This is a genomic window from Streptomyces sp. NPDC055099, from assembly GCF_053607685.1.
In genome coordinates, this window is the sequence record NZ_JBSGUA010000020.1 from 68,276 (window position 1) to 93,684 (window position 25,409).

Sequence of the window (25,409 nt, forward strand, 5' to 3'; positions counted from 1 at the left end):
GGCTACGCGAGGCGCTCCAGCGCCGTCGTCACGTGTGCGAGGTCCGCGTCGGACGCCAACCCGGCGTGGTAGAGCCGCAGTTCGTCCGCGCCCAGCGCGACCGCGTTCTCGGCGTCGGCGGCGAGGGTGGCGGGGCTGCCGCCCATGCCGGAGACGACGGTGAGGTTCGCGGCGAGGACGGTGCGGTCGGAGTGGTGCTTTTGGAAGGGCGCAAGCGCCTGGGCGCCGCCCGTGCAGGGCACGACCACGCCGTCGGCCACGGAGAGGATGTGCGCGGGGTCGACACCGGCGTTGGCACCGCAGTGGTAGGCCACCGGGTCGGCGTGCAGCAGCACTTGGAAGCCGTCCGGGGCGGCGGCGCGTACGGCCGCGATCACCGCCTCCTGGAGCGTGCGGGCGGTTTCCTCGCGCCACGCGCGCGTGGCGGCCGCCGTCTCCGCGCCCAGGAGCTTCTCCACCGCCTCCCAGCCGCCGGAAGGCTCCTCGCCACGCCACACGGGCTCCAGGGCGCGGCGGACCCCGGCCGCCAGCTCGTCGGGGGCGAGGCCTTCCCCGGCGTACCCCGTACGGCAGTCCGCGCAGAAGCACAGGGACATCAGGTACTGCCCGGCCTCCCCCAGCGGCACCCCGGCGATCTTGTCGTGGGCGTGCAGATGCGCGAGGCCGTACCAGCCGAGGGACTCCAGCTCGGTGCCGCGCGCTCCGGGCCGGACGGCGGCCTCGGCGGCGAGATCGACGAGGTACGCGCGCGTGGCGGGCTGCGCGATGCAGGGCGCCCAGGGGTAGCGGTCTCCGTAGGCGTTGACGACGGAGGTGTCCGGGTGTTCGGCGCCCATACGGGAGTTGTGGGCGAGGACGACCCAGGTGTGCACGTCGAGCCCGGCGGCCGCGAGGGCTTCGGCGGCCTCTCCGTAGGTATCGCCCGGGGCCCAGCTTCCGGCCGCGTACGGGCGCAGCGCGCGCCCCTGCCACCGGTCGCCCGGCTCGTACAGGACCGCCGCGTGCTCGGCGGTGACGATGCGGTGGCGCGGGTGGCGGGGGGTGAGCGCGCGGGTGGAGTGATAGGCGGAGGCGAGGGTGACCTGCCGGACGCCGAGGCCTGCGACGCGCGAGGGCGCCGCGGGGTCGCCGACGACGTCCCAGGGGTACAGGAAGGCGGAGGTCCTCACGCGCTCTCCTCCCGCAGCAGGGCGCGCCCGCGCTCGGTCAGCTCGGCAAGGCGCTTGATGTGCTCGTCGGCAGGTTCGTGCAACGGCGACCGCACCCCGCCGACGTCGAGCCCGGCCAGGCGTACGCCCGCCTTGACGAGGGAGACGGCGTACCCCCTGCCCTCGGCGCGCAGCTCCACGAAGGGGCGGTAGAAGCCGTCGATGAGGCGGTTCACGGTGGCGTCGCCCTCGGCGGTCCGGGCGTTGAAGGCCCGGTGGAAAGCGAGCGCGATGTCGGGCGCGAAGCAGAAGACGGCCGACGAGTAGAGCGTCACGCCGATGCCGCGATAGGCGAGCCCGGTCAGCTCGGCGGTGGGCAGGCCGTTGAAGTAGAGGAAATCCTCCGGGACTTCCGCCCGTACGGCGCTGACGATGCGCTGCATCAGGTCCATGTCGCCGAGGCCGTCCTTGAACCCGATGATGCCCTCGGTGCGGGCGAGTTCGACCACGGTCTCGGGGGTGAACACGGCGTTGTCGCGCTGATAGACGATGACTTCGAGGGAGGTGGCCGCGGCCAGTTCGGCGTAGTGCCGGAGCAGGCCCTCCTGCCCGGCCACGACGAGATAGGGAGGCATCGCGAGCAGCCCGTCGGCGCCCGCCTCCTCGGCGAGCTTCGCGTACCTGACGGCGAGCGCGGTGCCGTAGCCCGCTCCCGCGACCACCGGCACACGCCCAGCCGTCTCCTCGACGGCGGCGGCGGCGCACGCCCGGAACTCCTCGGGCGTCAGGGCGTGGAACTCCCCCGTGCCGCAGCAGGCGAACACGGCCGCCGCACCCGCCTCGACGCCCGCGCGCACGTGCGCGCGGAAGACGTCGAGGTCGACGGAGCCGTCCGGCGCGTACGCGGTGACCGGGAAGAACAGCGGCCCGCTGGGGATGTCGAGTCGAGCGGCGAGGGGTGCTGACGTCACGGGCTCTCCCTTAGCGTGCACGTTTTCCGATCCACGTTTCTGATCCACGTCCATATTTCTGAACGATGCCACGCTAAGGCGCCCGTCGAGCCCCGGTCAAGCGTCAAGGTCGGCAAGAGAACCGTGATTTGAGAGCGATTCGCGAGCGGACCATCCACCTCCGCACGACACTTGACGCGACGAGCCGTCGATCCCTAGCGTGTCCACAAATGTGAATGCTGTACGTACACATACACAGGAGACCTCCTCATGCCCGCTCCCCGCACCGTCCTGCTCACCGGCGCCGCAGGCGGCCTCGGCACCCTGATGCGGGGGCTCCTCCCGGCCCACGGTTACGACCTGCGGCTGCTCGACGTACGGCCCGTCGAGGGCGAGCCGGACGCGATCACGGCGGACCTCGCCGACAAGAAGGCGCTGCGGGAGGCCGTGCGGGGGGTCGACGCGGTCATCCATCTCGCGGGCATCTCCCTGGAGTCCTCCTTCGACAAGATCCTGCGGGCGAACATCGAGGGGACGTACAACCTCTACGAGGCGGCGCGCGAGGAGGGCGTCCGCCGGATCGTCTTCGCCTCGTCGAACCACGCGGTGGGATTCACCCCGCGGCCCGTCGGCGACGATCCGCTGATCGCGGTGGACACGCCGCGCCGCCCCGACACGTTCTACGGCCTGTCGAAGTCCTTCGGCGAGGATCTCGCCCAGTTCTACTGGGACAAGCACGGCCTGGAGACCGTCTCGGTGCGGATCGGTTCGTGCTTCCCGGAGCCGACGAGCGTGCGGATGCTGTCGGTCTGGATGAGCCCCGGGGACGGCGCCCGGCTCTTCGACGCGGCGCTGACCGCTCCGTCCGTGGGGCACACGGTGGTGTACGGCTCGTCCGCCAACACGCGGCTGTGGTGGGACCTTTCGTCGGCGCGTGCGCTGGGCTACTCGCCGCAGGACGACTCCGAGCGGTACGCGGCGAAGCTGGTCGCCGAGCAGGGAGAGCTTGACCCCGCCAACCCGGACCACGCGAACCTGGGGGGCCACTTCTGCACGAACCCTCCGGTGTGGCCGTACTGAGGGTCCTCAAACGCCGGACGGCCTGAACTTTCAGCCGTCCGGCGTTTGAGGACGCCCCCGCGCAGCGGGTTTTCGGGAAGGGGCGGGGTTGGGGAAAGGAAGGCCTTGAACCCCCAAGCGGGCAGCGAACGGGCACGCTCCACCCCCCGAACGGGCACCGGCCAAGCCCGAACCAGAGGCCGCAGCCCCGGCAAACGGGCAGAGACGGGCACCATCGCCCCCGCTCCGAGCCTGTTCACACAGACCGCCCCGCTGTAGAACTTTCCCCCAGGGCCCGAACGGGCACAGCGAGGGAAGGAGGCGGTGGCCATGACCGCGGAAGAGCGGCAGCGAAAAATCGTCCGGGCCGCGAGAACCTCCGGCTCCGTCGACGTCACCGCCCTCGCCACCGAACTGGGCGTCGCCAAGGAAACCGTCCGCCGCGACCTCCGCGCCCTGGAGGACCACGGCCTGGTCCGCCGCACCCACGGCGGCGCCTACCCCGTGGAGAGCGCCGGTTTCGAGACGACCCTCGCCTTCCGCACCACCATGCACGTCCCGGAGAAGCGAAGGATCGCCACCGCCGCCGCCGACCTCCTCGGCGACGCCGAAACGGTCTTCGTGGACGAGGGCTTCACCCCGCAGCTCATCGCCGAGGCACTCCCCGAGGCCGCCAAGGGCCGCCCGCTGACCGTGGTCACCGCCTCCCTGGCCACCGCCGGCGCCCTCGCCGAGGCCGACAACATGTCCGTGCTGCTCCTCGGCGGCCGCGTCCGCCCCGGGACCCTCGCGACCGTCGACCACTGGACGACGCGGATGCTGGCCGGGTTCGTGATCGACCTCGCCTACATCGGCGCCAACGGCATCTCCCGCGAGCACGGCCTGACCACGCCCGACCCCGCGGTCAGCGAGGTCAAGACGCAGGCCATCCGCGCGTCACGGCGCACCGTGTTCGCGGGCGTGCACACCAAGTTCGGGGCGACGAGCTTCTGCCGGTTCGGGCACGTCGGTGAGCTGGAGGCGATCGTCACGAGCACGCAGTTGCCCGCCTCCGAGGCACACCGCTACTCGCTCCAGGGCCCCCAGGTCATCCGCGTCTGACACCCCCGCTCGCCTCCCCCTCCCCCTCGCCCGGCCTCGCTCCCCTCTCGCACTCTCGTGATCTCGCACGCCCGCATCCATCCCGACCCACCTCTCACGCACCCCATAAGTCCCCATACGTCCAGGAGCATCCATGCGAACCCAGAGCCGACGGAGGCCGCGCGCACTCGCCGCGGCAGCCGCAGGGACGCTGCTTGCCCCGCTGCTCTCCGGCTGCTGGGCCGGGGCGGGCGGGACCGGTTCAGGCGGCGACTCCATCAACGTACTGATGGTGAACAACCCGCAGATGGTCGAACTGCAGAAGCTCACCGCCGCCCACTTCACCAAGGAAACGGGCATCAAGGTGAACTTCACGGTCCTGCCCGAGAACGACGTCCGCGACAAGATCAGCCAGGACTTCGCCAACCAGGCGGGCCAGTACGACGTCGCCACCCTCAGTAACTACGAGATCCCGATCTACGCCAAGAACGACTGGCTGCACGAACTCGGCTCGTACACCCGCAAGGACACGGAGTACGACGAGAAGGACGTACTGCCGTCCATGCGCCAGTCCCTCACCGGGGACGACGGCAAGCTCTACGGACAGCCCTTCTACGGGGAGTCGTCCTTCCTGATGTACCGCAAGGACGTTTTCGAGAAGGCCGGCCTCACCATGCCGAAGAAGCCCACCTGGCAGAAGGTGGCCAAGCTCGCGGCCGAGGTGGACGGCGCCGAGCCCGGGATGAAGGGCATCTGTCTGCGCGGGCTCCCGGGCTGGGGCGAGCTGATAGCGCCCCTGACGACGGTGGTGAACACCTTCGGAGGGACGTGGTTCGACAAGGGGTGGAAGGCGCGCCTCGACTCCCCCGAGTTCAAGAAGGCGACGCGCTTCTACGTGGACCTCGTCCGCGAGCACGGCGAATCCGGCGCCGCCCAGTCCGGCTATGCCGAGTGCCTGAACAACCTCACCCAGGGCAAGACCGCCATGTGGTACGACGCCACGGCCGCCGCCGGCTCGCTGGAGTCCGCCAAGTCCCCGGTCAAGGGCAAGATCGGCTACGTACCCGCGCCCGTGGAGAAGACCGAGAGCTCCGGGTGGCTCTACACCTGGGCCTGGGGCCTGCAGAAGGCGTCGCGCAACCCGGACAAGGCCTGGAAGTTCGTCTCCTGGGCGTCCAGCAAGGAGTACGAGGAACTGGTCGGCGAGAAGATCGGCTGGTCCAACGTCCCGGCGGGCAAGCGCGCCTCCACGTACGCCAACCCCGAGTACCGCAAGGAAGCCGCGGCCTTCCAGGACGTCACCCATGCCGCCATCGAGGGCGCGAAACCGCGTGACCCGGGCGTGCAGCCCCGGCCCGCGCCCGGCATCCAGTTCGTCGGCATCCCCGAGTTCACCGACCTCGGCACGAAGGTCTCCCAGGAGATCAGCGCGGCCATCGCCGGACGCCAGTCCGTCGATTCGGCCCTCAAGAAGTCACAGAAGCTCGCCGAGAAGATCGCCGAGGAGTACGAGGGACGATGACCGCCACCGCGAGTACCCCCGCCGTCGCGCCCACGCAGGCGCACGTGTCCCCGGCCAGGAAGCCGGGCGGCAGGCTGCGCGCCTGGGCCACCAGGGCCCCGCTCCTGCCCGCCCTGATCTTCATGGTCGTCGTCACCCAGCTCCCCTTCGTGGCCACGCTGGTGATCTCCTTCTTCGACTGGAACGCCCTCTACCCCGATGCCCGCAGCTTCGCCGGGCTCGACAACTACTCCGAGGTCCTCACCGACCCCGACCTGCGCAAGTCCGTCCTGACGACCATCGTGCTCACGGCCACCGTGGTGCTCGCGAGCCTCGTCATCGGCCTCGGGCTCGCCCTGCTCCTCGACCGGAAGTTCCGGGGGCGCGGACTGGTGCGCACGCTGCTCATCGCGCCGTTCCTGCTGGTGCCGGTGGCCGCCGCGCTGCTGTGGAAGCACGCGCTCTACAACCCCGAGTACGGCCTCTTCAACGGCCTGCTGCACTGGGTGGGCGGTGACGGCGCGGCGCAGCCCGACTGGGTGTCCAACACCCCGCTGATCGCCATCGAGGCCTCCCTGATCTGGCAGTGGACGCCCTTCATGATGCTGATCCTGCTCGCCGGGCTGCAGAGCCGCGACAGTGAGCTCATCGAGGCGGCCCGGATGGACGGCGCGGGCAACTGGCAGGTGTTCCGGTATCTGACGCTGCCGCATCTGCGCCGCTATCTGGAGCTGGGGGCGCTGCTCGGCTCGATCTACATCGTGCAGAACTTCGACGCCGTCTTCACGATCACGTCGGGCGGTCTGGGCACGGCCAACCTGCCCTACACCGTCTACCAGAGCTTCTACCAGGCCCACGAGAACGGCCTGGCGTCCGCCGCCGGTGTCCTCGTCGTCATCGGCTCCATCATCATCGCGACCTTCGCGCTGCGGGTCGTCTCGTCCCTGTTCCGTGAGGAGGCGTCCCGCGCATGAGCACCGTCGCGACGCAGACACGTACCCGGCCACAGCCACAGCCGCAGTCACAGCCCGGGAGCCGCTTTCGTATCCGGGGCTCCGCGGGCCTCGGCCTCGCCGCCTGGCTGGCCGGCATCCTGTTCTTCCTGCCCATCGCCTGGATGACGCTGACCTCCTTCCACTCGGAGGAGGACGCGGCGACCAATCCGCCCTCGGTCGCCGCCTCCCTCACCCTGGACGGCTACCGCGAGTTCTTCGGCTCGGGCGGCGGCGCGAGCCCCTGGCCCGCGCTCATCAACTCGACGGTCGCCTCGGTGGCCTCGACCCTGCTCGTGCTGGTCCTGGCGCTGCCCGCCGCGTACGCGCTCTCCATCAGGCCGGTGAAGAAGTGGACGGACGTCCTGTTCTTCTTCCTCTCCACCAAGATGCTGCCGGTCGTGGCGGGCCTCCTGCCGATCTATCTCTTCGCCAAGAACGCCGAGATGCTCGACAACATCTGGCTGCTCGTCATCCTCTACACGTCGATGAACCTGCCGATCGCGGTGTGGATGATGCAGTCCTTCCTCGCCGAGGTGCCGGTCGCGATCATCGAGGCCGCGCAGATCGACGGGGCGCGGCTGCCCACCATCCTCGCGCGCGTGGTGGCCCCCATCGCGCTGCCGGGCATCGCGGCGACCTCCCTGATCTGCTTCATCTTCAGCTGGAACGAACTCCTCTTCGCGCGGGTCCTGACGGGCGTCGTCGCCCAGACCGCGCCCGTGTTCCTGACCGGCTTCATCACCAGCCAAGGCCTGTTCCTGGCGAAAGTGTGCGCCGCGTCGCTCGTGATCTCCCTGCCGGTGCTCGCCGCGGGGTTCGCCGCCCAGGACAAGCTGGTCCAGGGCCTGTCGTTGGGAGCCGTCAAGTGAAGGCCGCCATCATCGAGTCCGTCGGCAAGGCCGTCGTCGGCGAGGTGCCCGACCCCACCCCGGGGCCGCGCGAGGTCGTCGTCGAGGTCGCCGCGTGCGGTCTGTGCGGAACCGATCTGCACATTTTGCAGGGCGAGTTCGCGCCCACGCTGCCGGTGGTGCCGGGGCACGAGTTCGCCGGGGAGGTCGTGGGGCTCGGCCGCGAGGTCACGGAGCTCGCGGTCGGCGACCGGGTCGCCGTCGATCCCTCGCTGTACTGCCACGAGTGCCGCTACTGCCGCACCGGCCACAACAACCTCTGCGAGCGCTGGGCCGCGATCGGCGTCACCACGGCGGGCGGCGCGGCCCAGTACGCGGTCGCGCCCGTCGCCAACTGCGTGCGGCTCCCCGAGCACGTACGCACCCAGGACGCGGCCCTCATCGAGCCGCTGTCCTGCGCGGTGCGCGGCCACGACGTGCTGCGCGCCCGGCTCGGCGCCCACGTCCTGATCTACGGCTCCGGGACGATGGGCCTGATGATGCTGGAGCTCGCCAAGCGGACGGGGGCGGCGAGCGTGGACATCGTGGACCTCAACCCGGACCGCCTCGCCACGGCCCGGCAGCTGGGTGTCTCGGGGTCGGCCGCGGGCGCCGACGATCTTGACCGGCCGCAGGGCTGGGACATCGTGGTCGACGCCACGGGGAACGCGAACGCGATCCAGGACGGCATCGGACGCGTCGCCAAGGCCGGGACGTTCCTGCAGTTCGGCGTCGCCGACTACGCGACGCGGGTCAGCATCGACCCGTACCGCATCTACAACCAGGAGATCACCATCACCGGGTCGATGGCGGTCCTGCACAGCTACGAGCGGGCGGCGGAGCTGTTCGCCGGGGGTGTCCTCGACCCGGACGTCTTCATCAGCGACAGGCTCCCCCTGGACACCTACCCCCAGGCACTGGAGCGGTTCGCCTCGGGTGTGGGCCGGAAGATCGTGGTGGTGCCCTAGAGAGGCCGCGGGGCGGAGAGAGAAACTTCCGCGGGTAAGGGAACGGCAAAGCCGGGACGTTCGTTACCCCGGACATGACCGCTATGACACCCGGCTCGAACATCCCTCTCTCCGCCACCCGTGTGGCGGTTGACGTCGCCGCTCCGGTGCGGCTCGACGTGTCGGGCCTGCTGCTCACCGCCGACGGCAAGGTGCGCTCCGACGACGACTTCATCTTCTTCAACCAGCCCTCGGGCCCCGGTGTGACCTATCAGTCGGGTGGCGGCACCACGCCCGACAAGATCACGGTGGACACCAGTGCCGTGCCCGCCGGCATCGAGAAGATCGTCGTCACCGCGAGCCCGGACGCGGCGGGCCAGTCCTTCCAGGGCATCGAGCCCACCGCCACCATCCGCAACGCGGACGACGGAACCGTCCTCGCCTCGTTCACGCCCCCGCAGCTCGGCGGCGAGACCGCTCTGGTGATCGTCGAGGTCTATCTGCGCAACGGCGCGTGGAAGGCGCGCGCCGTCGGTCAGGGGTACTCGAACGGCCTGGCGGGCATCGCCACGGACTTCGGTGTCTCGGTCGAGGAGCCCGCCGCCCCGGCCGCCCCGGCGCCCGCCGCTCCGATGGCGCCCCCGTCCGGCGCCCCGGTCCAGGGTCCGCCCCCGCCGGTCGCGGACCCCCGCGTCGCCGCGCCCGCCGCCCCCGCCGCTCCCCCGGCGCCCGCGGCCCCCGCGCCCGGCGCCGGGAAGATCAACCTGGACAAGGGCCGGGTCAGCCTCCAGAAGAACCAGACGGTGTCCCTGGTCAAGGGCGGCAAGCCGCTCCTCTCGCAGGTCAAGATGGGCCTCGGCTGGGAGCCCGCGTTCCGCGGCAAGGACATCGACCTGGACGCCTCCGTCATCGCGTACGGCCCGCAGCGCAACCACGTGGACAGCTGCTACTTCGGCAAGCTGTCGATCGTGAACGGCGCGATCAAGCACTCCGGCGACAACCTCACCGGCGAGGGCGGCGGTGACGACGAGGTGATCGTCGTGGACCTGGGCCGGCTGCCGCAGGACGTGACGGGTCTCGTCTTCACGGTGAACTCGTTCTCGGGCCAGAAGTTCACGCAGGTCGCCAAGGCGTACTGCCGCCTGCTCGACGCGGCGACGGGCGAGGAGCTGGTCCGCTTCGACCTCACGAACGCCGAGGCGCAGACGGGCGTGATGATGGCCAAGCTCATCAAGCAGTTCACCGGCGAGTGGGAAATGACCGCCATGGGTGACTTCGTCAAGTCACGCACCGTGCGCGGAATGGTGAAGCCGGCGGCGCAGGCGCTGTAGCCACCGCGCGTCCGCCGACGGTCACGAGAGACCGCCGGCGGACGCGTAAGACCGCTGAGGGCAAGCGCAGGGGCGGCCGCCGGGAAGGGATGAACCTTCCCCGTCGGCCGCCCCTTGTCGTACGTGGGGACGCGCGCGCGGGCGTGCGTCAGGTCAGAGCTTGGCCAGCTTGGGATAGGGGCTCAGGAACCTTCCCTGGCGGCCTGCGAAGTCGATGACCACTGCTTCCTCGCCTTCCACTCCGACGATCCGTCCGAGTCCGTACTGATCGTGGGAGACCCGGTCGCCCACGGCGAACTGCTCGATGGGCGGCGCGGGGGGCGGCGGAACGTTGAAAGGGCTGTTCGGCAGGTGGCGTCGGGTACCGGGGGGCCTCGTCATGTTCTGAGTATGCGCCCTCCGGACCCCGCCGCACCATGCTCCGAGCTCACACGGTCCTCACATCGGCATCAAACCGACACACAACTGCAGGTTCCTCGTAGCGGTACGTAGTTGCCCCGTGGCACCACGCGCACGACGCGCACATACGTGCCCCACGGCCCCCGACGGAGCCCCTGATCCACCGGCCGGGACAGGAGGGATCAGAACAGGGCACTGTAGGCATTCAGGGCGGGCTGCCCACCGAGGTGGGCGTACAGGACGGTCGCGTCGCGCGCGATCTCTCCCCTGTCCACCAGATCGATCATCCCGGCCATCGACTTCCCCTCGTACACCGGGTCGGTCACCATGCCCTCCGTGCGGGCCGCCAGCCGCATCGCGTCGAGAGTGGCCTCGTCGGGCAGTCCGTAGGTGCCCGCGTGATAGCGCGCGTCCAGCTCTATGTCGGCGTCCTTCACCTCTGCCTGCACGCCGATGAGTTCGGCGGTCCCGCGGGTGATCCTGGCGATCTGCTCGCGGGTACGGCCGGGATCGGCGGAGGCGTCGATGCCGAGGACGCGGCGGGGACGGGCACCCTCCTCCGCGAGCGCGGCGAAGCCGGCGACCATGCCCGCCTGCGTGGACCCGGTCACCGAGCAGACCACGACGGTGTCGAAGAACACCCCCAACTCCTCCTCCTGCTCGGCCACTTCGTACGCCCAGCGGGCGAAGCCCAGACCGCCGAGGCGGTGCTCGGAGCAGCCAGCCGGGATCGCGTACGGCTTGCCGCCCGCCTCCTCGACCTCGCGCACCGCCTGTTCCCAGCTCTCCTTGATGCCGATGCCGAACCCGGCGCGCACGAGGCGCACGTCGGCGCCCGCGAGCCTGCTGACGAGGATGTTGCCGACCTTGTCGTAGACGGAATCGGGCCAGTCGACCCAACTCTCCTGGATCAGCACGCACTTGAGTCCGGCGCGGGCGGCGACGGCCGCTACCTGGCGGGTGTGGTTGGACTGGACGCCGCCGATCGACACGAGGGTGTCGCAGCCCTGCGCGAGCGCGTCGGCCACCAGGAACTCCAGTTTGCGCGTCTTGTTGCCGCCGTACGCGATCCCGGAGTTGCAGTCCTCGCGCTTGGCCCAGAGCGCGGCGCCGCCGAGGTGGTGGGTGAGGCGGTCCAGGGGGTGGACGGGCGAGGGGCCGAAGAGGAGGGGATAGCGGGAGTACGAGTCGAGAGGTGTGGACACGTGGGCCTCCGGCCGGTTCAGGGCTTCAGGGGTGGACGAGTTCTTCCAGGACGCGCCAGATCTCCGTGGTGACGGCCGCCGCGGCTTCCGCGTCGCCGTCCGCGCACGCGTCGATGAGGCGCTCGTGCAGTGCGGCGGAGCCGCAGGACACGCCCTCGCCGAAGCGCTGCCTCTCCAGGCGGCGGATGAGGGGGGTGTAGCGGGCGATGGTGGCCGCGGCGGCGGCGTTGCCGCAGGCCGTGACGAGGACGCCGTGCACCTCGTCGTCGGCCCGCAGTGCACCCTCCACGTCACCGGACGCGACGGCCGCCGCGAACCGCCGGTTGGCCTCCCGCATGGCCTGGAGGTGCGCGGGCTCCAGGCGGGGCACCGCGCCGCGGGCGGCGAGTTCGTGCATGGCGCGGACGACGGCGGCGGCGTCCCGCACGTCGGCCGCGTCCAGCGGCGTCACACGGGTGTGGCTCTGCGGCTTCGTCTCCAGGAGCCCTTCGTCGACGAGCCGCGCGAACGCCTCCCGGACGGGCGCCCTCGACAGCCCGAGCGACGCGGCGAGATCGGCGTCCCGCACGACACTGCCCGGCGCGATGTCCCCGCCGACGATCGCGTCACGGATCGACGCGTACGCCTGATCCCTGAGAAGAACGCGCCGCACCGGCTGCATGGCTCCCATGCACTGAAATGTTAGATGTCAACTGGCGGTGCGGGCAATGGTCTTGGGCGCCCGCACTCACACCCGCACTCACGCCCGCACCCACGCCCGCACCCACGGCCAGTCGCACGAGGAGCCCGTCTCGAGCAACTGCACCATCCGGAAAGCCGCGTCCGAGAGCCCGCCGAACACATGGCGGTTGCCCGTGCCCGACGCCCCGTGGCCCACCTGGTGGCCCGCGAGGTTCCAGGTGTAGACCGGGATGTGCGCCGGGACCTGCTCGGTCGGGTCACCGTGGTAGTTGTACGTCGCCTGCTCGTCGGTGACGATCAGGACCCGGTCGTGCTTCTTGTAGAAGCGGCGCACCGCCTCGGTGGTGTTCGTGCCGCCGAGGCTGCCGAAGCGCTCGAGGACCTTCAGGACGGACTCGCCCTTGCCGTACGTCACCCGTGCGCTGGTCGTGCCGAACTCGACCAGGTCAGCCTTGGCCGCCCGCATCGCGAGTGCCGTGCCGAAGACCGCCGCGGCGTCCGCGCGGTCGAGCTGCGAACGGTCCGAGAGCGGCGACCACATCGAGCCGGAGCGGTCGACCAGGATGAGCGAACGTCCGGGCAGCGAGGGCACGTTGGCCAGCGAGTGGCCGAGCGCCTGCTCCAGCGGATACGCCCAGCGCAGCGACGGCGCGTGCTGGTACGCGGCGAGGTAGCGGAAGGGGAACTGCCGCGACTTCGCGACCTGTGCCGGGTCCGCGAGCTTCGCCGCGACGACGCCGGCCACCTCGTCCGAGACGCCTGCCTCGTCGAAGTTGCGCAGGTTGCGGACCAGCGCCATCACGCCCATGGACGGGATGACCGCCTCCCAGGCCGCCTTGTCCATCGGCCCCTGCAGCCAGCCCGCGAGCGCCTCCCAGGTCATGCCCGCCGCGGCGAGCCGCTCGGCCCCGCCCGCCCCGGTGATCACCGCGCGCCGCTCGGCGACCGGCACCGCCATCAGCGCGCGGTGCGCGGCCAGGACGCGGGCGGACTCGGGCGGGACCGCGGTCTCGGGGTGGTGGCGACGGTCGAGCGCGTACTGGAACAGGGCGCCCTGCCACGGCTTGTCCGCGTCGGGCGCGGCGTGCACGAGGTTGAGGATGTCGCCGAAGCGGTACCCCTTGGGCGCCGTGTCGTACTTCAGCAGCGCCTTCTCGCCGTACAGGCGGCGCACGGCGTCGGCGATGCCGCGCTTGACGGGCTTGGGGACGTTGCGGCCGTACGTCGCGGTCCAGTACCCGAGCAGCTCGCCGGGCTCGTCCGGGCGGCGCAGCACGGAGTCGACGACCTGGCGGTTGGCGGGGCCCTCGGTGACGCCCGCGTCGAGGCGCGCCTTCACGTACTCGGCGGCGCCGACGAGCGAGGCCGTACGCATGTTGCCCTCGCCCCGCAGCCAGCCGAGCAGACCCGCGGTCCACTCCGGGTCCTCGACGGCGAGGCGCCGCACGAGCGCGGAGAAGCGGTCGTCGCGGTCGACCCCGTCCTCGTAAAAGGTCCGCTGGGACACGAAATTCGCGACCGCGAGCAGAAACAGCTCGGAGCGCGGGTCGCGCAGGTGGCCTCGGCCGCCCTCGTGGGTCGGCGCGATGCGCCCGGTCGACTTCACGGCGGAAGTGACGAGCGCCTTCGCGGCCTTGGTGTTGAAGCGTGCCATGTGAATTCCCCCGAATTACATCGCTGGGGAAGACGGCACGGCGAGTTCGGGTGTCCAGAGATCCCATTCGGCTGAACTGACGATGGTGCTCTAACCCCTGAGCTACTCCGGCCTGTTGGTGCCGGAGACGGGACTCGAACCCGTCCGCTCCCCATTATGAGTGGAAGTAAGTCCTGCCTTCGCACCTGGACGAGTCCCACTTTAGGAGAGTGAACTCAGGGGGCACCAATGCTTTTTCGGCGGCGCGGCCCGCGGCCCGCGATCAAGGGCGCCGGCGCCGCCACGGGCCGGTTATCGCCAGGAGGATTCCGGGGGACTGGATGCTGGCGTAGAGGGTCTTGCCGTCCGGGGAGAACGTGACGCCGCAGAATTCGCTGTAGGAGGGTTTTTCGGGGGTGCCCGCGTTGAGTTCGTTGCGTGCGATGGGGTAGGTGCGGCCGCGCTCGGTCGCCCCGAAGAGGTGCTGGACGCCGTCGCCGTCCTCGGCGATGACGAGGCCGCCGTACGGGGAGACGGTGATGTTGTCGGGGCCGTCGAAGGCGCCGTCCTTGGAAGGATCGGGGTTGACGCCGAGGAGGACCTTCAGGGTGAGGGTGCGGCGCGAGGGGTGGTAGAACCACACCTGCCCGTCGTGCGCGACAGGGCTCTCGTCGCGGGCGAACGAGGCCACGATGTAGACGCCGCCGTCACCCCACCACATGCCTTCGAGCTTGCGGGCGCGCGTGATGTCGCCGTCGTCGAACTGCTCGCGCACCGGGACCGTGCGGGCGTCGCGGTCCGGGACCTCCACCCAGTCCACGCCGTACACGGTGCCGATCCTGGTCGCGCGGGACAGGTCGTCCACGAAGCGGCCGCCGGAGTCGAAGCACTTGGGCGCCTTCAGGACGCCCGCGTCGTCCGCGAGGGTGCGCAGCTTGCCGCGGCCGTGCTCGAAGCCCTGCGGCGGGGTCCAGCGGTAGAGCAGGCCGTTCGGCTTTGACGCGTCCTCGGTGAGGTAGAGGTGGCCACGCTTGGGGTCGACGACGACGGCCTCGTGGGCGTAGCGGCCCAGCGCCTTGATGGGCTTGGGGGCGCGGTTGGCCCGCCGGTCGTAGGGGTCGACCTCGAAGACGTAGCCGTGGTCCTTGGTCATGCCGTTCTGGCCGGCCTTGTCCTCGGTCTCCTCGCAGGTCAGCCAGGTGCCCCAGGGAGTGCTGCCGCCGGCGCAGTTGGTGGCGGTGCCCGCGATGCCCACCCACTCGGCGACATGTCCGCCGCGGCGGACCTCGACGACGGTGCAGCCGCCGGCCGCGGCCGGGTCGTAGACGAGGCCCTCGGTCAGCGGGACCGGGTGCGCCCACTTGGAGCGGGGCCCGCCGAGCTCATGGTTGTTGACGAGCAGCGTGACGCCGCGCGGGCCCTCGAAGGCGGCCGTGCCGTCATGGTTGGACGGCGTGAACTCGCCGGTCTCCAGCTTCGTCTTGCCGCTGTGGGTGAGGACGCGGTACGAGAATCCGGCGGGCAGCGCCAGCAGGCCCTTCGGGTCGGGTACGAGGGGGCCGTAGCCGGGGTCGCGGCCGAGCCGGTCGGCCCCGCCCTCCGTCGTCTCCTCCGCGGCGAGCGCATGGGGGGCGGTGGCGAGCGCGCCGACGCTGCCGGTCAGCGCGACCCCCGCTCCGGTGATCGCGGAGCGTCTGGCGAAGTCCCTGCGGGTGAGCGACATGATGTCTCCTGGGGCGGGTTCCGGCCGGGCTGCTGTCGGCGTCACGTTCCCGCTCACGTATAAACGGCGGTTGAACGCCGTCCGACGTCAAGGGGCTTCCTTCCATGAACCTGCCAGGCACCGACCGCCGTGTCCTGATCAGCGGCGCCTCCCGCGGCCTGGGCAGGGCCCTGGCCCGGGCCTTCGCGGCGAACGGCGACCGCGTCGCGGTGCACTACGGCTCGCGCGAGGACGACGCGCGCGCCACGCTCGCCTCGCTGAAGGGCGAGGGCCACGTCCTGGTGGGCGGCGACCTGTCCGATCCGGCGGGCGCGGCGGACGTCGCGGGGCGGGCCGCCGACGCGCTCGGCGGGCTCGACGTGCTGGTCAACAACGCCGCCGTGAATCTGCCGCACCCCCTCGCCGACACGTCGTACGAGGACTGGGCGGCGCTCTGGCAGCGGCATGTGTCGGTGAACCTTCTCGCGACGGCGAACCTCAGTCATCTGGCCGCGCGCCGGATGATCGACCAGGGCACGGGTGGCCGGATCGTGAACATCGGCTCGCGCGGCGCGTTCCGCGGGGAGCCCGACCACCCTGCCTACGGGGCGACCAAGGCGGCCGTGCACGCGCTCGGCCAGTCCCTCGCGGTGTCGCTCGCGCCGTACGGGATCGCGGTGGCGTCGGTGGCCCCCGGTTTCTTCGAGACCGAACGGGTGGCCCACCGGCTGAGCGGTGACGAGGGCGCGGCGATCCGCGCGCAGAGCCCGTTCGGCCGCGCGGGTACGGCGGACGAGATCGCCGCGGCGGTGCTGTGGCTGGCCTCGCCGGTCGCGGAGTGGGCGTCGGGCACGGTCCTCGACCTGAACGGCGCCTCACATCTGCGTACGTGAGCGGGTGCTCCCGGGCCCCCGAGCCAGTGGTCGGAAGAATCTTCGTAAACAAGGTCAACAGGAGCAGATCACCCGTAAAGCCAAGATTTCGTGCGGAACGCCTTGACCCGCCCTCCACACGGCAATAGACATCCCCTACCTGCATCACCCGTTGGGGGAGGCGAGCCGCGTGGACGCATCGCAGGCACGCAGCCTCCATGAGGACCGGCTGATGAAGCTGGCCAATGTCAACGGCGTCGGCATCGGCAAGGACGACCGGTCGGGAGCGGACGTGATCGTCGTGTTCGTGACCCGCAAGGTCCCCCGTGACCGGCTCCGGGACGAAGATGTGGTTCCGGCAGTGCTAGAAGGCGTCCCCGTACGCGTACTCGCCATCGGTGAGCCCGCGGCGCAGTAGGACGACCCGCGGAAGCCGACCGGAACTCCACCCTTCAACCAAGGGGAAGAGGTGGTCTGGCGTGGTGAGCCAGCCCGAATTGATGCGAGGACCCACCGGCGGTCAGCTCAGCGACAGCTCGCGCCGGCAGGCGGCGGGGGACTTCCTGGGCACCCAGACGTCACTGGCCAACGTCGTCGGCTTCGGCCACGGCGTGAAGTGGATCGAGGGAGAGCCCACGGGCGAACCCGCGGTCATCGTGTTCGTGACCCAGAAGGTTCCGGAGTCCATGCTCCCGGAGCGGGACGTCATCCCCTCCCAGATGGACGACGGCACCCCCACCGACGTGGTCGCGGTCGGTCACGTCGCCGCGCAGCGGCAGCAGCGCAAGGCGGGGCGCACCGACGACCGCTCGGTGACGTACGGCCCCGACGGCGGTGTGAGCGAGCAGCTCGCGGGCCTTTCGCGGCCCATGCTCGAAGAGCTCTCCGGGCTCGGCGCGTTCGAGCCGCAGCTCCTCAAGCGCCGGATGCGCCCGTGCCCCTCCGGCGCCTCGGTCGGCAACGTACGCGTGACGGCCGGCACGCTCGGCAGCGTGGTCTACGACTTCCTGCCCGGCGCCTCGGTCGACCCGCCGGGCCCCGGTCTCGGCATCCCGGCGAAGTTCTACATCCTGTCCAACAACCACGTGCTCGCCGACTCCAACCGCGCCCAGCTCGGCAGCGCGATCGTGCAGCCGGGTGTCTTCGACGGCGGCCAGGACCCGGCCGACCGCATCGCGACCCTGGAGCGCTTCATCACGATCCAGTTCGCCCCGCAGATCCCGCTGGATCGGCACAACAACGTCGTCGACGCGGCGCTCGGCACCGTCGACTTCCAGGACGCGACCCGCGAGACGTACTTCAGCGGCGCCCCGCGCGCCTGGCGCCGCAAGGCCAATGTCGCGGTCGGTGACCTGGTGAAGAAGACCGGGCGTACGACCAACATCTCCTTCGGCCGGATCATCGCCGTCGACGCCACCATCGACGTCAACTACGGCACGGCGGGCACGGCCCGCTTCAAGGACCAGATCCTGACGACGAACATCTCGGCGGGCGGCGACTCGGGGTCCCTGGTGACCTCGCTCGACAACGTCGCGCTCGGCCTGCTGTTCGCCGGTTCCTCGACCGTCACCGTGCTCAACCACTTCGAGAACGTCCGCGCGCTGCTGCGGGTCGAGGTCTCCGAACAGCTGGCCTGACCGGTCGCACCACGAGAGGAGGGCTTCCATGACCACTCAGGCACGCAAGCAGAAGGGCCAGGCCCGCGCGGAGCACCGCTTCCACAATCCGCAGGGCGCCGAGGTCAAGACCCGCGACGAGGCGTTCTCCGCGCCCCAGGAGGTGTCCGCCGAGGCGGTGTCCACCACCTCCAAGCTGGAGCTGCACAACGGCGCGGTCACCTTCGCGATGGAGGTGAAGTTCAACCCGAACACCTACCCGCACGTGGTTCTCGGCGGGCAGATCACCTCCGGCATCTGCGGCGCCCCGTGGGACATCACGGGCGGATTCATCGGCGACACCATCCGGCTGGACGCCAAGCGCGCCGGCCAGGGCCCCTGCGCCGGCACGATCACGATCGTCGGCGAGTACCAGAACCCTCCGGCGTACCGGGGGACGTACGGCTTCGACGGCGCGACGTCGTCGTTCAAGCACACGACGATGTATCAGTGCTGAGCTGAACCGGACGGCCGCCGGGCCGGGAGTTCCGGCCCGGCGGCTGCGGCGGTCACATCCCTTGCTGCGAACGGGCCTTGAAGGCCGCCTTGCGGGCTTCCTTGGCCACCTTCTTGTCGGGGTGCAGGCGCCCCATCGCCTCCAGGACGTCCGCGGTGGCGGGGTGTTCGACCCGCCAGGCCGCGGCGAAGAAGCCGCTGTGCTGCTCTGAAAGACCCTCCACGAGGCCCTGCAGCTCGTCCGAGTTGCCCTCGGCCGCGAGCTGCGCGGCGATCGTGTCGATGGTCAGCCAGAAGACCATCGCCTCGGAGGGCGCGGGCACGTCGGCCGCCCCGTGCTCGGCCAGCCACACCCGGGCGAGCCCGCCGAGCTCGGCGTCGTCGAGCACCTCCCGCAGGGCGGGCTCCGCCTCGTCTCCGACCAGCGAGAGCGCCTGCTGGCACCGCAGCCGCCGCAGCGGCGCACCCTCGTCGCCGCCCCGTGCGGCGGTCAGCAACTCCCGTGCCGCGCCCAGCGGTTCGTGCCGGGCGAGCCACTGCTCGATCTCAGCCTGCGCGGCGGCCTGCGGGAAGCCGGCCGTCCCTTCGAGCAGCGCGTCGGCGCCCTTGTCAGTGAGGTCGCCGACCGCGGGGGCGTCCACGCCCGCCTCCAGCATCCGCGCCCTGATGCCGTACACACCGAGCGGGGTGAGGCGGACCATGCCGTACCGCGTGACGTCCTCGTCGTCGTCCGGCAGCGGCGCCTCGGCCTCGTCGATGTCCACCATGAGGGCCTCGTCGACCGGCTGGTACTCGACGAGCCCGAGCGGCTCGAAGAGCCGGAACTGGTCGTCGAGCTTCATCATCGCGTCCGACACCTGCTCCAGGATGTCGTCGGTCGGCTCACCCATGTCGTCGGGCACGATCATCGACGCGGCGAGCGCGGGCAACGGCACCGGGCCCTCGCCCGCCCCGGCGTCACCCGCGGTGAGCAGGTAGAGGTTGCCGAGCACGCCGTCCAGGAAGTCCGCCTCGGCCTGCGGGTCCCAGCCGAGCTCCTCGAAGTCGACCTCGCCCTTCTCCTCCAGGACGTCGAGGAGGTTGTCCATGTCAGGCACGGTCGCGTCCGAGTAGACGGTGTCCAGGGCGTTGAGCCAGACGGCCAGGATGTCCTGCGGGCTGCCGGAGGTGAGCGCGGCGAGGTCCTCGCCCGCGGCCACCGTGCCCGGCGCGTCCTCACCCTCCGACTCGTCCGCGTCCGTGACGTCCACCAGGCCCGCGTCGACGGCCACGCGCCAGGCCTCGCTCGCGTACGCGGCGGCATCCGGGTCGTCCACCGCGAGGCCGAGCTCGGCCGCGGCGGCCGGGAGCTGCTCCTCGATGAGCTCACCGCCCGCCCCGACACGCGTCTCGGGGCCCGCCCAGCGGGCGAGCCGCGCGGCGCGGGAGAGCAGCGGCGTGGCGAGCGCGGCCCGCGCGAGTTCCGCTTCGGAGTGCAGCAGCACCGGCGGCAGGGTGGCGGGACTTACGGACATCGGCTGGTTCTCCTCCGAAGGATGGGGCGTCCCCTGCTCGGGCGGGGCCGAGCACCCGGGGAAAGGTCTGCTGGACCGAAGCCTAGACGGATTTCGCCCCATGCCGCCCGGTTCATGTCCCTGTCAGGAGACATACACGGTGAGAACACCCGCCGAACCTTGACAACTCCCCTGGGCACACAAGAGATTGACGCGCGTAGAGCGCTGGGTGCCCACCGGCCCGTCCCGCTCGCTCTCACCCTCGTCATACGACCTCACCCTCATCCGGAGTTCCTTGATGCCGCACATATCCCGTGCCACCCGGCCCGCCGTGAGATCCGCCGCCGTCTCCACCGTCGTGGCCACCGCCCTGGCCGCCGGTCTGCTCGCCGTGAGCACCTCCTCCGCGTCCGCCGCCGAGGTGCGCGTCCACGACATCCAGGGCACCACCCGCCTCTCGCCCCTGGCGGGGCAGCAGGTCACGGACGTGACGGGCATCGTGACCGGCGTCCGTACCTACGGCTCGAAGGGCTTCTGGATCCAGGACCCGAAGGCCGACGCCGACCCCGCGACCAGCGAGGGCGTCTTCGTCTACACCGGCTCGGCCGCCCTGACCGTGAAGGCCGGCGACGCGGTCCGCGTCTCCGGGACCGTCGGCGAGTACGTCCCCGGCGGCGAGGCGTCCGGCAACCAGTCCCTGACCCAGCTCACCAAGCCGACGGTGACGGTCGAGTCGTCCGGCAACACGCTGCCCGCGCCCGTCACGGTGAGCGCCAAGTCGGTGCCGTCCGCGTACGCGCCCGCCGGGGACCCCGCTGACGGCGGGAGCATCAACGCGCTGCCCCTGAAGCCCCGCTCGTACGCCCTCGACCTGTACGAGTCCCTGGAGGGCATGAACGTACGCGTCGGCACCTCGCGCGTGGTCGGCGCCACCGATCCGTACTCGGAGCTGTGGGTCACCGTGAAGCCGCACGAGAACGCGAACCGGCGCGGCGGCACGGTGTACGGGTCCTACGACGACCAGAACACCGGGCGGCTGCAGATCCAGCAGCTGGCCCCGGTCTCCGAGCGGCCCTTCCCGAAGGCGAACGTCGGCGACTCGCTGTCCGGCGGCGCCGAAGGACCCCTGGACTTCAACCAGTTCGGCGGCTACACGCTGGTCGCGCGGACGCTCGGCGAGGTCGAGGACAAGGGGCTCGTACGGGAGAAGACGCGGCGCCAGGCCAAGGGCGAGCTCGCCGTCGCGACGTACAACGTCGAGAACCTCGACCCGGGCGACCCGCAGACGAAGTTCGACGCGCTGGCCGGGGCCGTCGTCACGAATCTCGCCTCGCCCGACATCCTCGCCCTGGAGGAGATCCAGGACGACAACGGCGCGAAGAACGACGGAACCGTCTCGGCCGAGGCGACCCTGAAGAAGTTCGCGGACGCGATCGTCGCCGCGGGCGGGCCGCGCTACGAGTGGCGGTCCATCGACCCGGAGAACAACAAGGACGGCGGGGAGCCGGGCGGCAACATCCGCCAGGTCTTCCTGTTCAACCCCGAGCGGGTCTCCTTCACGGACCGCGGCGAGGGCGACGCGACGACGGGCACGGAGGTCGTACGGTCCTCCGGGCGTGCCGCGCTGACGCTCTCCCCCGGGCGTGTCGACCCCGCGAACACCGCGTGGGCGGACAGCCGCAAGCCGCTGGCCGGGGAGTTCCGCTTCCGGGGGCGCAGCGTGATCGTGGTCGCGAACCACTTCGGGTCGAAGGGCGGCGACGAGGGGCTCACCTCTCGGCACCAGCCGCCGGTGCGGTCATCGGAGGCGAAGCGGCTGCGGCAGGCGCAGGCCGTGAACTCCTTCGTGCGGGACGTGCGGAAGGTCGAGAAGAACGCCGACGTGGTGGTCGTCGGTGACGTGAACGACTTCGAGTTCTCGGCGACGACGGCCGCCCTCGAGGCGGGCGGCGCCCTGAAGTCCGCGGTCAAGTCCCTGCCCCGGTCGGAGCGTTACTCGTACGTCTACCAGGGCAACTCGCAGGTCCTCGACCAGATCCTGACCAGCCCTGGCGTGGGGCGCCCGGGGTCGAAGGGCTTCTCGTACGACAGCGTGCACATCAACGCGGAGTTCGCCGAGCAGAACAGTGACCACGACCCGCAGGTGCTGAGGTTCAAGCCGTAACCAGGGGTTACGCGTAGAGCCTGAGCAGCCAGTCCCGCCATGCCATTTCGGTGCCCTTGGCGTCCGCCTGCGGCGCGAAGTCGTGAATGCTGATGCCCACCGGGGCACCGAAGTGGTTGCGGCCGAAGAAGCGGTAGAGCGCGGTGTCCGTGCGCAGGCCGATGAAGTGCCTGCTGCGGAAGTCGACCATCGCGTCGAGGGCTTCACCGGGGGCGTCCACCCGTACGCGGGCGCCCTCGGACGCGTCGTCGGGCAGACCGAGACGGCGGCCCAGCTTGACGAAGGCGTGCGGGGCGGTGGAGGGGGCGGGCCCGTCGAGGGTGGTGAAGGTGACGGGCAGGCCCATGAAGTACGTCAGGTACTGGCGCAGGGTGTGCAGGTAGAAGTCGGTGTGCTTGCTGACTCCCTCGTACTGGTTGTCCCAGTCGTCGGTGAGGATGCCGCTGTGCACGTAGCGGACCCAGGAGCGGCGCCCGCCGTCGCGGGGCTCGATGGTGCGGTCGAGCCGGTTGACGGTCTGGCCGGGCGGGAGTCCCTCGGGGTCGTCGACGCGGTCGGTGAGGCGGTGCGGCGGCTCCCAGTGAATGACGGTGCCGCCGTGGGGGGCGGCTCCGCCCTCGCGGGGTTCGTACTCCACCATGGGCCACAACCAGCCGCCGGTGCCGGTGGTGAACGCGTCCCAGACCTCGGCGGGAGAGGCATCGACCTCGAACTCCCGCTCGATCTCGAACTCCTTGCCTGCGGCCATGGCGACCCCCTGACGTCCCAGATCGCTTCAACATCCCACCGGCTCCCCTTCCCGTCCAGGGCAACGGTGGTGCCGGGGAAGGGGCGCGCGACGACCGGGCAGGGAGTGCGTGATGGGTGAGAAATCGCCGGCCGCTTCGGAGCACACGGCCACGAGGTGTCAGCGGGGCTCGATCCCGTACGCCAGGCGGTACTTGCCCTCATCGGGCAGCCCCTCGCCGCTCTCCCACTCCTCGTAGCGGATCACCCGCCCGCCGTCCGTCGTCACGTGGAAGTGGACGGAGATCAGGCCCGGCGCCGCCACCGTCCCCGCTTCCCCCTCGGCGATCACGACCACCTGGGCCGCCCGGCCGTCACCGGCCGCACGCGCCGTCCCGTCCCGCAGCCGCGTCTTGTGCAGCCCCAGCCGTTCGATGCCCGGCACCGCCTCGTCGATCTCGGCGTTCCGCTCGTCCCTGCCGTGGGCGAAGAAGTCCTGGTACGCCTCGTCGTCCCGCCAGTGCGAGCGGTGCGCCACCGTCGAGCCGTCCGCCCCGGCGTACACGGTGTACGAGAGCAGGCCCTCGTGCGGCCACGGGCGGCTCCCCCAGGCCGTGGCGATCGCGTCGGCCGTCGCCCGCTGCCGCTCCGGTGTGCCCGTGCTCCATGTGCTGAGGAAGACGAGGCCGCCGTCCGCTCGGGCCGGGTCGGGGAGGGTGGTGGCGTCGACGTGTGCCTTCATGGCCTGCTCCTTCAGCGTGTGGACGGGCCCTGCTCGGCCCGTTGCCCACAGCCTGCGACCTCAAGCTAACTTGAGGTCAAGCCCGTTCGGGAGACGCGGCGACCGGTCCGAGCTCGGGACGCTTGGCCGCCCGCCCGTCGCCCGAGGAGCGCCCGCGGACGCGTCGCCACAACCACGGGCCCATGAACCCCGCGAACCACGACGTCTCCGCCACCACCGCACGCAGCGCGGAGACCGGGGGCGCAGGGGGCAGCAGCGGCCGTGTCCAGTCCTGGTGGCCGGGAACCCCCAGCGCGTCCGCCATGCCCGCGGCGATCCGGGCGTGTCCCAGCGGACTCGCGTGGAGACGGTCGGTGCTCCACAGCCGGGGGTCCGTGGTGACCCGGTGCGGGAAGGTGTCGAGGACGACGACTCCATGGCGGTCCGCGGCCGCGCGGGTGCGGGCGTTCAGGTCCAGGACGCGGGGCAGCGCCCGGCGCGCGAGCGGCGAGATCCGCCCGAGGTCGGGGAAGGTCACGGTGGCCACGCGCGCGCCCGCCGCGGTCAGCTCCGTGAACATGTCCTCGATGTCGCCGGCCACCCGCGCGGCGTCGAAGCCGGGGCGCACCAGGTCGTTCATGCCCGCCATGACCGTGACCAGGTCGGGGCGCAGCGCGAGGGCCGGGGCCAGCTGCTCGGCCTTGATGCGGGCCGTCAGCCTGCCCCGTACGGCGAGGTTCGCGTATCCGAACCCCGGGTTCCCCTCGGCCAGGATCTCGGCGAGCCGGTCGGCCCAGCCGCGGTATCCGTGCACCTCGTCACCGTCGCCGACCCCTTCCGTCTGGCTGTCGCCGATCGCGACATAACGGGCGTACGCATGCGTCGTCATGGCCAGAGCCTCTCCCCGCAGCCATGGCACGTCAACGCGACGGAGGCCGCTGCGACCGTGCCGGACAGTGCGCCACCGGCTCTACTCGTCCTCCGACAGGCGGGCCAACTCCCCCTGGAACAGGTCGAGTCGGGCTTGCAGCAGCGCCGCCTCCGCGACCAGCTCGGGCACCCCCATGGCCTCGGAGGGCGACCCCGGCACGGACTCGGGACCCTCCGCGGCGACCGTGAGGCCCTCGCCGGCGAGGCGGGCGAACTCCGCGAGCCGCATCGACGTACGCCTGCCCGCGCACACCGCGCACGCCCCCTCGACCACGCGCCACCCCGGCCTGCCCCACCCGGCGTCCGCGAGGACCGAGGCCCGCGCCCCGCAGCGACAGGGCTGCACCGTCACGGCGCGCACCCGTTGGCGCGCGTACCGGAAGCCCCGCTCTGGGGGCACCCCCACGCCTCAAGCAGTGGGGGAGGATGTACGCGCCGAGCACCGTGACCCGCAGCAGCGCCGCCCCGCGGTGCTCGGCGGTGCACAGGAGAGCCTGGGCCGTGGCGCGTTCGTGGACGCAGTGGAACCCGCAGTCGCAGCGGCGGTGCGGGGCCGCGTGCCGCCGCCCGTAGACGCAGCGGGCCTCGTCGAGCACGCCGTAGGGCAGGGCGGCACCCAGGGAGACGCCGGTGAACCCCGCCCGCGCGCCGTCCTGGGACAGCGCGAGGCGGGCGATCTTGTATCCGGTCGGCGGCTCCTTCGGGTGTTCCGCGGGGAGCCGCAGTCTCACCGGGCCGCCGGGACCCCGGGCGCCGGGACCCCGGCCGTCGGCTCCGTGGCCGTCGGCGCCGGTTCGGGCTCGGACTCCACGTGCTGCCAAGATCTTTCTGCCGCAGCCGCTCCTGCGGGTCTTCCTCGGCGATCCCGGTGGCG

23 protein-coding genes and 1 pseudogene are annotated in these 25,409 nt (G+C 71.3%); 12 read left to right on the top strand and 12 right to left on the bottom strand.

Annotation, left to right across the window (positions count from 1 at the left end):
- Positions 1-2: 2 nt before the first annotated feature.
- Together ACWFRU_RS36055 and ACWFRU_RS36060 are read right to left on the bottom strand one after the other, a co-directional pair.
- Positions 3-1,169: a hypothetical protein gene (locus ACWFRU_RS36055; RefSeq protein ID WP_453692317.1), complete on the bottom strand. Its 1,167-nt coding sequence runs from the start codon at positions 1,167-1,169 to the stop codon at positions 3-5.
- A complete protein-coding gene (locus ACWFRU_RS36060; protein WP_453692318.1) occupies positions 1,166-2,119 on the bottom strand; it encodes a 5-dehydro-4-deoxyglucarate dehydratase in 954 nt (317 codons plus the stop codon). Before ACWFRU_RS36060 ends, ACWFRU_RS36055 begins: the two co-directional genes overlap by 4 nt.
- Positions 2,120-2,368: 249 nt before the next feature.
- Between ACWFRU_RS36060 and ACWFRU_RS36065 the strand changes: the two genes are divergently transcribed.
- The 7 genes from ACWFRU_RS36065 to ACWFRU_RS36095 all read left to right on the top strand — a co-directional run bounded on the left by ACWFRU_RS36065 (position 2,369) and on the right by ACWFRU_RS36095 (position 9,898).
- Positions 2,369-3,178: an NAD-dependent epimerase/dehydratase family protein gene (locus ACWFRU_RS36065; RefSeq protein ID WP_453692319.1), complete on the top strand. Its 810-nt coding sequence runs from the start codon at positions 2,369-2,371 to the stop codon at positions 3,176-3,178.
- A gap of 309 nt (positions 3,179-3,487) precedes the next feature.
- Positions 3,488-4,258, top strand: coding sequence for a DeoR/GlpR family DNA-binding transcription regulator (locus ACWFRU_RS36070; protein WP_365827192.1), 771 nt, complete (start codon positions 3,488-3,490; stop codon positions 4,256-4,258).
- Between the two features lie 133 nt (positions 4,259-4,391).
- Positions 4,392-5,759, top strand: coding sequence for an ABC transporter substrate-binding protein (locus tag ACWFRU_RS36075; RefSeq protein WP_453692320.1), 1,368 nt, complete (start codon positions 4,392-4,394; stop codon positions 5,757-5,759).
- The gene (locus tag ACWFRU_RS36080) at positions 5,756-6,712 is read left to right on the top strand and encodes a carbohydrate ABC transporter permease (RefSeq protein WP_453692321.1); all 957 of its coding nucleotides are present in this window, start codon (positions 5,756-5,758) and stop codon (positions 6,710-6,712) included. The genes ACWFRU_RS36075 and ACWFRU_RS36080 overlap by 4 nt, the downstream gene beginning before the upstream one ends.
- Entirely contained in the window at positions 6,709-7,602 is an 894-nt protein-coding gene (locus tag ACWFRU_RS36085) for a carbohydrate ABC transporter permease (RefSeq protein WP_453692322.1), read from the top strand. Before ACWFRU_RS36080 ends, ACWFRU_RS36085 begins: the two co-directional genes overlap by 4 nt.
- Positions 7,599-8,588 (top strand): zinc-dependent alcohol dehydrogenase family protein, encoded by a 990-nt coding sequence (locus ACWFRU_RS36090; RefSeq protein ID WP_453692323.1) that lies wholly within the window; start codon positions 7,599-7,601, stop codon positions 8,586-8,588. The genes ACWFRU_RS36085 and ACWFRU_RS36090 overlap by 4 nt, the downstream gene beginning before the upstream one ends.
- A gap of 83 nt (positions 8,589-8,671) precedes the next feature.
- Positions 8,672-9,898 carry a TerD family protein gene (locus tag ACWFRU_RS36095; RefSeq protein WP_453692359.1) on the top strand — a complete coding sequence of 409 codons (1,227 nt, stop codon included), beginning with the start codon at positions 8,672-8,674 and terminating at the stop codon, positions 9,896-9,898.
- A 153-nt stretch (positions 9,899-10,051) separates the two neighbouring features.
- Here the strand turns inward: ACWFRU_RS36095 and ACWFRU_RS36100 are convergent, their stop codons facing one another.
- The 5 genes from ACWFRU_RS36100 to ACWFRU_RS36120 all read right to left on the bottom strand — a co-directional run bounded on the left by ACWFRU_RS36100 (position 10,052) and on the right by ACWFRU_RS36120 (position 15,539).
- Complete coding sequence (locus ACWFRU_RS36100) at positions 10,052-10,279, bottom strand: CarD family transcriptional regulator (RefSeq protein WP_135329399.1); 228 nt, start codon at positions 10,277-10,279, stop codon at positions 10,052-10,054.
- A 200-nt stretch (positions 10,280-10,479) separates the two neighbouring features.
- Positions 10,480-11,502, bottom strand: a complete 1,023-nt coding sequence (locus ACWFRU_RS36105) for a 1-aminocyclopropane-1-carboxylate deaminase (RefSeq protein ID WP_453692324.1) — start codon at positions 11,500-11,502, stop codon at positions 10,480-10,482.
- Between the two features lie 25 nt (positions 11,503-11,527).
- Positions 11,528-12,172 carry a GntR family transcriptional regulator gene (locus ACWFRU_RS36110; protein ID WP_453692325.1) on the bottom strand — a complete coding sequence of 215 codons (645 nt, stop codon included), beginning with the start codon at positions 12,170-12,172 and terminating at the stop codon, positions 11,528-11,530.
- 69 nt (positions 12,173-12,241) lie between these two features.
- Entirely contained in the window at positions 12,242-13,837 is a 1,596-nt protein-coding gene (locus ACWFRU_RS36115; RefSeq protein WP_453692326.1) for a TROVE domain-containing protein, read from the bottom strand.
- A gap of 262 nt (positions 13,838-14,099) precedes the next feature.
- On the bottom strand, positions 14,100-15,539 hold the full coding sequence (locus ACWFRU_RS36120) for an alkaline phosphatase PhoX (protein ID WP_453692327.1): 1,440 nt from the start codon (positions 15,537-15,539) through the stop codon (positions 14,100-14,102).
- Between the two features lie 104 nt (positions 15,540-15,643).
- On the opposite strand from ACWFRU_RS36120, the gene ACWFRU_RS36125 reads away from it, so the two are divergent.
- From ACWFRU_RS36125 to ACWFRU_RS36140, 4 genes are all read left to right on the top strand, one after another.
- Positions 15,644-16,411 (top strand): SDR family NAD(P)-dependent oxidoreductase, encoded by a 768-nt coding sequence (locus tag ACWFRU_RS36125; RefSeq protein ID WP_453692328.1) that lies wholly within the window; start codon positions 15,644-15,646, stop codon positions 16,409-16,411.
- A gap of 169 nt (positions 16,412-16,580) precedes the next feature.
- Positions 16,581-16,808 carry a hypothetical protein gene (locus tag ACWFRU_RS36130; protein ID WP_453692329.1) on the top strand — a complete coding sequence of 76 codons (228 nt, stop codon included), beginning with the start codon at positions 16,581-16,583 and terminating at the stop codon, positions 16,806-16,808.
- 64 nt (positions 16,809-16,872) lie between these two features.
- On the top strand, positions 16,873-18,027 hold the full coding sequence (locus tag ACWFRU_RS36135) for a hypothetical protein (RefSeq protein ID WP_453692330.1): 1,155 nt from the start codon (positions 16,873-16,875) through the stop codon (positions 18,025-18,027).
- 28 nt (positions 18,028-18,055) lie between these two features.
- A complete protein-coding gene (locus tag ACWFRU_RS36140; protein ID WP_453692331.1) occupies positions 18,056-18,502 on the top strand; it encodes a hypothetical protein in 447 nt (148 codons plus the stop codon).
- 52 nt (positions 18,503-18,554) lie between these two features.
- On the opposite strand, the gene ACWFRU_RS36145 is transcribed toward ACWFRU_RS36140, so the two are convergent.
- The gene (locus ACWFRU_RS36145) at positions 18,555-20,015 is read right to left on the bottom strand and encodes a hypothetical protein (protein ID WP_453692332.1); all 1,461 of its coding nucleotides are present in this window, start codon (positions 20,013-20,015) and stop codon (positions 18,555-18,557) included.
- A 277-nt stretch (positions 20,016-20,292) separates the two neighbouring features.
- Here ACWFRU_RS36145 and ACWFRU_RS36150 point away from each other — a divergent pair, with 277 nt between their 5' ends.
- Positions 20,293-22,158 (top strand): endonuclease/exonuclease/phosphatase family protein, encoded by a 1,866-nt coding sequence (locus ACWFRU_RS36150; protein ID WP_453692333.1) that lies wholly within the window; start codon positions 20,293-20,295, stop codon positions 22,156-22,158.
- Between the two features lie 7 nt (positions 22,159-22,165).
- On the opposite strand, the gene ACWFRU_RS36155 is transcribed toward ACWFRU_RS36150, so the two are convergent.
- The 4 genes and pseudogenes from ACWFRU_RS36155 to ACWFRU_RS36170 form a co-directional block, all read right to left on the bottom strand.
- Positions 22,166-22,906, bottom strand: coding sequence for an SRPBCC family protein (locus tag ACWFRU_RS36155; RefSeq protein WP_453692334.1), 741 nt, complete (start codon positions 22,904-22,906; stop codon positions 22,166-22,168).
- Positions 22,907-23,065: 159 nt separating this feature from the next.
- Positions 23,066-23,626 (bottom strand): antibiotic biosynthesis monooxygenase, encoded by a 561-nt coding sequence (locus ACWFRU_RS36160; protein WP_453692335.1) that lies wholly within the window; start codon positions 23,624-23,626, stop codon positions 23,066-23,068.
- 76 nt (positions 23,627-23,702) lie between these two features.
- Positions 23,703-24,494: an SGNH/GDSL hydrolase family protein gene (locus tag ACWFRU_RS36165; RefSeq protein ID WP_453692336.1), complete on the bottom strand. Its 792-nt coding sequence runs from the start codon at positions 24,492-24,494 to the stop codon at positions 23,703-23,705.
- An 81-nt stretch (positions 24,495-24,575) separates the two neighbouring features.
- A pseudogene (locus ACWFRU_RS36170) lies at positions 24,576-25,266 on the bottom strand (hypothetical protein).
- Positions 25,267-25,409: the final 143 nt, after the last annotated feature.